The organism is Corynebacterium sp. KPL1818 (assembly GCF_000478135.1).
Classification (GTDB): domain Bacteria; phylum Actinomycetota; class Actinomycetes; order Mycobacteriales; family Mycobacteriaceae; genus Corynebacterium; species Corynebacterium accolens.
The window spans coordinates 277420-284107 of the sequence record NZ_KI515758.1; the positions used below are offsets into that span (position 1 = coordinate 277420).

Below are 6688 nucleotides of genomic sequence, written 5' to 3' on the forward strand. Positions count from 1 at the left end.
CTTACCCCACATGTTTGAAAAATGGGGACGATTTTCCTACGCGCACCGCAAGGTCATTCCCATCGTCATCCTCGGTGCCATCCTTGCCCTCTTCGTAGGTTTTGGAACCCAGCTCGAGGAACGCATGAGCCAGGAGGGCTGGGAGGACCCGAATGCGGCATCGACAAGCGCGGCGCAGATCGAACAGGACACCTTCGGCCGCGATAATTCCGGCGACGTGGTTTTGCTCTTTAGCTCGCCCGATGAGAACTTCGATGCCGCCAAGGAGCACTTGGCGCAGCTCAAAGAGGATTACCCGGATCAGATTGACTCTGTCACCAGCTATTTCGATAGCAAGAACCCCAACCTGGTCAATGATGATCACTCGCTGGCCTTTGCCGCCATTGGGCTTAAGGGCGATGACGAACAAACGCTGAAGGATTTCCGCGCCATCGAGAGCGCGCTGACGGATACTTCCGCGCCGGTCAAGGTTGCCGGCGCCACGGCCGTGGCGGACGCCCTCGATGAAGGCATGGCAGAAGATATTGCGCGCGCGGAAAAGGCCGCGCTCCCGCTCGTTGGCCTGCTGCTTCTGGTGGTCTTTGGTTCCGTAGTAGCGGCGTTCATGCCGCTTATCGTCGGTGGCCTATCCATCCTGGGCTCGCTGGGTATTTTGGCCGTCCTGGCCGGTTTCCTGCAGGTCAACGTCTTTGCCCAGGCAGTGGTCACGCTGCTGGGGCTGGGCCTGGCCATCGATTACGGCCTATTTATGGTCTCCCGCTTCCGCGAGGAACTGGACAAGGGAAGCTCCACCAAGGATGCCGTGTCCACCACCACCGCCACCGCCGGGCAGACCGTCGTCTTTTCCGCGGCGATGGTCGCCGTCGCGCTCTCCGGGCTCTTCCTCTTCCCCCAGGCCTTCTTGAAGTCCGTTGCCTATGGCTCGATTTCCGCCGTCGGCCTGGCGGCCCTGCTGTCCGTCACCGTCCTGCCGGCCCTGTTTGGCATGCTCGGGCCCAAGATCGATCTGTGGTCGGTGCGCCGCACCTCCCGCACGGCCCGCACCATTCAGGACACCTGGTGGTACAAGCTGCCGCGCTGGGCCATGCGCCGCGCCAAAGGCCTGACCCTGGCCATCTGCGGCCTCCTCATCGCGCTCGCACTGCCGATCATGAGCATCACCTTCGGCGGCATCAACGAGACCTACCTGCCGCCCAACCACGACACCCGCGTGGCGCAGGATACCTTCAACGACGAGTTCCCCGCCTTCCGCACCGAGCCGGTCAAGCTCGTGGTGGAAAATGCCACCAACGAGCAGCTTGTCGATGTCGTCATGCAAGTCCGCGGCCTCGACGGCCTGACCGAGCCCATGGGGCCATCGACCGCTACCAAGGACGGGACCACGGTCCTCTCGGCCGGCATTAAGGACCGCGAGGACTACGCGCGAATCGTCCACGAGCTCGAGGATGTCAAAGCGCCCGAGGGCGTCAACCTGTATGTCGGCGGCACGCCAGCCATGGAGGTCGAATCGCTCGATGCCCTCTTCCACAAGCTGCCGTGGATGGCACTGTACGTCGTCCTCGCCACCTTCATCCTCATGGCATTAGTCTTTGGCTCCTTCGTACTGCCGATTAAGGCCATTGTCATGACGCTGTTGACCTTGGGCGCCACCCTGGGCATCCTCACGCTCATGTTCGTCATCGGCGTGGGCTCCGGCGCGCTAAACTTCTCGCCCGGCCCGCTCATGAGCCCCATTCTGGTGCTGATCATCGCCATTATTTATGGCCTGTCCACCGACTACGAGGTCTTTTTGGTCTCCCGCATGGTGGAGGCGCGGCGGCGCGGCGATTCCACGGACGAGGCCATCGCTGCAGGCACCGCGCATACCGGCGGCATCATCACGGCTGCGGCCCTGATCATGATCGTGGTGGCGGGGGCGTTCGGCTTCTCCGATATCGTGATGATGAAATACATCGCGTACGGCATGATTTTTGCGCTGCTTATCGATGCCACAATTGTCCGCATGCTCCTCGTCCCCGCCGTTATGCACCTACTGCGCGAAGATAACTGGTGGGCGCCTAGCTGGCTGCATCACATGACCACTAGGCTTTCTGGTGGTTCCACCCGCCGTGGGAAGACCATTCCCTTCAGTGAGTTAAAGCGGCGCCTTGAAGGAGATAAATAATTGAAAAATTGGCTGCAAGTTATCGCCTCGCTCATAGTCCTGGCCATCCTCATCTATGTCTTCCGCGATGAGCTGGACTTTTTGAGCGAAGGCTTCTCACGGCTCTCCCACGCCGAACCGGGGCCGGTAACCCTCGTGGTCGTTGCCTCTATTATTTCCGTCGTGGCGATGGGCGAGGTCATGCGCCTGCTCATCCGCGCCGGTGGGGTGGAGGTTGAGGCCACGGAAACCGCCGCCCTTACCTTTGCATCCAATTCCTGGTCCACCACCATGCCCGCCGGCCCCGCCTTTTCTGCCATTTTGACCTTCCACGTGCAGCGCACCTGGGGCGCCTCGGTGGTCCTGTGCGGTTGGTTCTTCGTGCTGTCATCGGCCATTTCCACCTTGTGGCTGGTGCTTATTGGGCTTGGCGGCGTGCTCTTCCTTAACGCCGATATGGCCCTGTGGTCCCTCATCGGCACGTTGGCGGTAATGCTGGCGCTCTCCGGCGGGCTCTTCTGGCTAAGCAACAACCCCGAAACGCTGGAGCGCTGGGTAAAAAAGCAGCGGCTGGTAAAAGGCTCGAAGCGCGAAGCCCTGCTCGAGCACGTGGAAAGCCTCAAGGAAGTGCACCTCACCCGCCGGCAATTCGCCTGGGCATCGTTCTACTCCTTGGCCAACCGGTTAATCGACATGGTCGCGCTCTGGGGCTGCGTATGGGCCGTAACCGGCCAGATGCCCACGACCGATTCGGCCGATAACACCACCACCATCGCCGGCGTCGCGCTGGCTTATCTCACTGCCAAGCTGGCCGGCTCCGCTCAAGTCACCCCGGCGGGTCTCGGCACAGTGGAAGCAGCGATAATCGCCACGCTCGTGGCCACGGGCATGACCGCGGTCGATGCCACCAGCACGGCGATCATCTACCGCCTTATCTCTTTTGCCTTCATCACCGCTATTGGCTGGGTCATTTATTTCTGGCACTATGCCCGCAAGGGCATTACCTACGCCGCGCTATCCCGTAAAGAAAAAGAAAAGGAAACCGTATGACTTCCACGCGTATCGCACCGCTCATTGACATCATCGCCTTGATGATTTTCGCCATCGCCGCCCGCCTCGCCCACGGTGGCCTGAGCTTTTCCGGCTGGGTCGATGCCTTCTGGCCCTGGGCGGTAGGCGCGCTCATCGGCTGGGCCATCATCCTCGCCACAAAGGTCCAGGGCAAGTGGAAAGAGGGCGTTGTAGTCTGGCTGTCTGCCATCATCGGCGGCATGGCGCTGTGGATCATGGTCAATGGCCGCCTGCCCCACTGGAGCTTCCTCATCGTTGCGACCGTGATGTCCGCCCTGTTCTTCTTTGGCTGGCGGCTATTTGCCCGCAAGTAGCAGATCGTAAAAAGCGACTTACCCTAGAACGCGCATCAGTCAAATCAATTCAGCAAATTTTTGACTTCAAGCCGTCAACCCTACCCCTTATGGGGGTAATCAGCTCGAAATAGCAGTTACAACTAATAGTATGGGAAAAGCTTTTAGTGAATAATTGCCCGTATCCGAGTACAGAACTTCAAAATCGGATACCACTCAATTATCCCCACAAGAAGTTGAAAGGTTCCCGTAGTGAAAGCTGCAACACGTAATTATCTAGCGCTTGTGGCTTCAGGGGTTCTCATGACTGCCGCTTCCCCTGTCGCCGGCGCTATCGATTCCGCCGAATCGGCTCCACCAGTTGAAGAGCATTCAGAACTTCCAGAATCCTCTTTTATTGACGAGGAACTTAAAGGCGCAGGATCCGCTGAAGATTCACAAGAGGCGAAATCAATGGCCGAAGAAGCCTCCAAACTCCCTCCCCTTTCATCAGGGCTCTTGGGCCCAGGTGACCATATCGGAGATCAATACACCGCTTTCTACCACGATCCAGTAGAACTCGACTCCTCGGAGCCTGGACAGCTCTTCCGATCAGAATCTGTGCGCAACTCCAAAAATCCACTTGGCATCAGCAACGTCGGCCCTTATAAGGCAGACCGCATACTCTATTCTTCCACCAACCGTTCTGGAGAAAAGATCCAAGTAAGCGGGATGGTCATTGAACCTAAAACCGAGTGGGGCGGAGAAGGCCCACGCCCTGTCGTGGCATTTGCACCGGGTACTCAAGGATTAGCGGACCGTTGTGCCGCCTCCCGTAAAATTGCAGACGGGGTTGGAGACTACGAGCAGTTCTATTTCCATCAGTACCTTAAGAAGGGCTATGCTGTAGTACTCACCGACTACGAGGGCCTTGGCACCCCTGGCATGCACACGTACATGGATCGCGCATCCCAAGGCCATACAGTCCTCGACAGTATTCGAGCTGCGCAGCAACTAGAAGGCTGGGACATTAACGAAACCAACCCAGTATTTATCAATGGCTACTCCCAAGGCGGTGGAGCTGCTGCCGCTGCTGCCGAGCTATATGATGACTATGCTCCGGAGCTCAACATCAAGCTTGCGACTATCGGTGCTGCGCCAACAGACCTTACGCTGTTGCCTTCTACCCTCGACGGCTCCTCGTATTTCCTCTTCGAGTCGTATGCCCTTCTAGGGCTAAGCAACTCCTATGGCGAGGATCTGTACTCGCATCTCAATGACCGGGGCGCAAGAAAGCTACAGGATGCGACGAATACTTGTACTATGGGGCTCCTTAAGACCGCCGGCACTACCGTTGAGCGGATCAGCAACGATGGCAGAACCGTGCAAGACTTCATTGACAGTGAGCCTTTCAAATCGATGCTGGCAGAGCAGCATATTGGCTACGCTGCTCCCGCGATTCCAGTCGTCATTACGCATGGCCGCGGTGATGACGTGATTCCGTACTCTACTGCTGAACAGCTCGTAAATGAATGGACTGAGCGCGGCGCCGATGTCACTTTCATCCCAAATAACGCCCACACTCACCCGACCGGCACTATTCCGCACATCATCGAATCAGTAAAAGCTATTGACGCTGCGCTACAGCACGAGGAGGGAAGCCAGTAAATACTGCTCCCTTACGCCATGAAAAGGCTCCGATGGGGTTGCCCGTTAAGTGAAAAAGCTTTCCTTTCCGATCTCGTGGGGTAACCATGAAATAGTTGAACTCGGTCTTTCTTCTCTAGCATGAAACTAGGCGCACTAGCGGCCATAGGTCGCGATCAGGGGCGTGAACACCTGTGAGCAGATAGCAGGGCGCTTTTGTCCGGCAATGCGCCGGCGCATTCGCGTATCAGTATGAGCAACAGAACGCGCTCAAAACGTTAGGGCGTGCACATGCAAACGAGCACTAGGACGTGGCAATCACACGGGGCAAGGAGGTCGCGGGCGCGAGTTCCGCGGCAGCACCAAACCTATAACTACTCGTAGTGGATTAATCGTCGCATCCTGTTTTCAAAAACTCATCGCACTTGTTTGCTCACACCGAGAGTTTCATTGGCTAGCGACCTACTGTGGATGCTCTTCGCTATAGCGCAGCAAGGTTTCCGCAACAATCTGGGCTCCAAGTAAAGCTTCGTCACGCAGCTGTGCTTCGGAGTACTCAACGCCTTTGATGATTCGATGCTCAGCGTGGATAACACTCGCAGTCTGCTGGTCTGCACGGAAAACAACCGGCCACAGCGCACGATTATTAAAGTCGCTGATCCAATTAAGATCCGCTGCTTCGGACTGACGAGCCTGGATCATCCCACCAATACCAATGTTCGTGTCCTGATCAACGATGTAGACAGGAACCCCATTGACCTGAGTCAGCAATCCACCAGTCGACAGCTGCGAGCAGCTAAGCCCCTGAGTAGAAAGTGCCTCCCCAATAGATTCGACGGATGCTTCACGCAATGCTGGCTGCTTCTTTCCAAACAATCCCATGGTCTTACTCCGCCCCTTCAAAAAGTTCTTCGATCGTTCCCAGCGCATCGAACCCAACCTGCAGGCTAGCGTCGATGAGCGCATCCAGCTGAAATTGGGACACGCCTTGGGTGAAGTTGAAGTGATTGCGGAATACAATCGTCCGGCGTCCCTCGATGAGGTTAGGAACCACTTTGCCGAAAGCCAGGTTGTCATTCGTCGCATTAATAGCGTTCATTGCCACCAGCGGACCTGACCCCTGTTTGGTGGACACCTGATATCCAGCCCAGTCGGGCTGGAAGAAAGGTAATCTACCACCATGTCCAGGTACTCCGAACAGTTCAAACGCGATGCCGTGGCCCTCTACGAAAACAATGAGGACCTCTCACTGAACTCAGCATCAGCAGAGCTCGGTATCAACCGTGCCTCGCTGCATTCTTGGATCAAGAAGTACGGCACCGGCAAACGTGCCCGCACAAAAAGCATGCGCGACAAGGTCCAAGCAGCGAATGATTCCGAACGGATCCGCCAGTTAGAAAAAGAGAACGCAAAGCTGCGCGAAGAACGTGACATCCTGCGCAAGGCCGCGAAATATTTTGCCGAAGAGACTCACTGGTGATCCGCTTCCAGTTTGTCTATGACCACCGAACCGAATTCTCGGTTAAGCGGATGTGCCAGGTGTTAAAGCTCAATC

At 57.0% G+C, this 6688-nt stretch carries 6 protein-coding genes and 1 pseudogene; 5 read left to right on the forward strand and 2 right to left on the reverse strand.

Going from position 1 to position 6688, the window contains the following annotated elements; translation table 11 throughout:
• Positions 1-10: 10 nt before the first annotated feature.
• From HMPREF1261_RS01160 to HMPREF1261_RS01175, 4 genes are all read left to right on the forward strand, one after another.
• Positions 11-2164, forward strand: a complete 2154-nt coding sequence (locus tag HMPREF1261_RS01160; protein ID WP_023029666.1) for an MMPL family transporter — start codon at positions 11-13, stop codon at positions 2162-2164.
• Positions 2165-3193, forward strand: coding sequence for a YbhN family protein (locus tag HMPREF1261_RS01165; RefSeq protein WP_005279752.1), 1029 nt, complete (start codon positions 2165-2167; stop codon positions 3191-3193).
• Positions 3190-3528 (forward strand): DUF3054 domain-containing protein, encoded by a 339-nt coding sequence (locus tag HMPREF1261_RS01170; RefSeq protein ID WP_005279751.1) that lies wholly within the window; start codon positions 3190-3192, stop codon positions 3526-3528. The genes HMPREF1261_RS01165 and HMPREF1261_RS01170 overlap by 4 nt, the downstream gene beginning before the upstream one ends.
• Positions 3529-3810: 282 nt before the next feature.
• A complete protein-coding gene (locus HMPREF1261_RS01175; protein WP_023029667.1) occupies positions 3811-5154 on the forward strand; it encodes a lipase family protein in 1344 nt (447 codons plus the stop codon).
• A 441-nt stretch (positions 5155-5595) separates the two neighbouring features.
• Here the strand turns inward: HMPREF1261_RS01175 and HMPREF1261_RS01180 are convergent, their stop codons facing one another.
• Both HMPREF1261_RS01180 and HMPREF1261_RS01185 read right to left on the reverse strand, forming a co-directional pair.
• On the reverse strand, positions 5596-6015 hold the full coding sequence (locus tag HMPREF1261_RS01180) for a hypothetical protein (RefSeq protein ID WP_005279748.1): 420 nt from the start codon (positions 6013-6015) through the stop codon (positions 5596-5598).
• Positions 6016-6019: 4 nt separating this feature from the next.
• Positions 6020-6232 carry a hypothetical protein gene (locus tag HMPREF1261_RS01185; protein WP_023029668.1) on the reverse strand — a complete coding sequence of 71 codons (213 nt, stop codon included), beginning with the start codon at positions 6230-6232 and terminating at the stop codon, positions 6020-6022.
• A gap of 81 nt (positions 6233-6313) precedes the next feature.
• On the opposite strand from HMPREF1261_RS01185, the pseudogene HMPREF1261_RS01190 reads away from it, so the two are divergent.
• Positions 6314-6688: pseudogene (locus HMPREF1261_RS01190) on the forward strand (transposase); the annotation flags it as partial.

Bases quoted from the DNA above. Each gene is read 5' to 3' on its own strand.
- HMPREF1261_RS01160 (WP_023029666.1), top strand. From the start codon at position 11: ATGTTTGAAAAATGGGGACGATTTTCCTACGCGCACCGCAAGGTCATT.
- HMPREF1261_RS01175 (WP_023029667.1), top strand. From the start codon at position 3,811: ATGACTGCCGCTTCCCCTGTCGCCGGCGCTATCGATTCCGCCGAATCG.
- HMPREF1261_RS01185 (WP_023029668.1), bottom strand. From the start codon at position 6,232: ATGAACGCTATTAATGCGACGAATGACAACCTGGCTTTCGGCAAAGTG.
- HMPREF1261_RS01180 (WP_005279748.1), bottom strand. From the start codon at position 6,015: ATGGGATTGTTTGGAAAGAAGCAGCCAGCATTGCGTGAAGCATCCGTC.
- HMPREF1261_RS01170 (WP_005279751.1), top strand. From the start codon at position 3,190: ATGACTTCCACGCGTATCGCACCGCTCATTGACATCATCGCCTTGATG.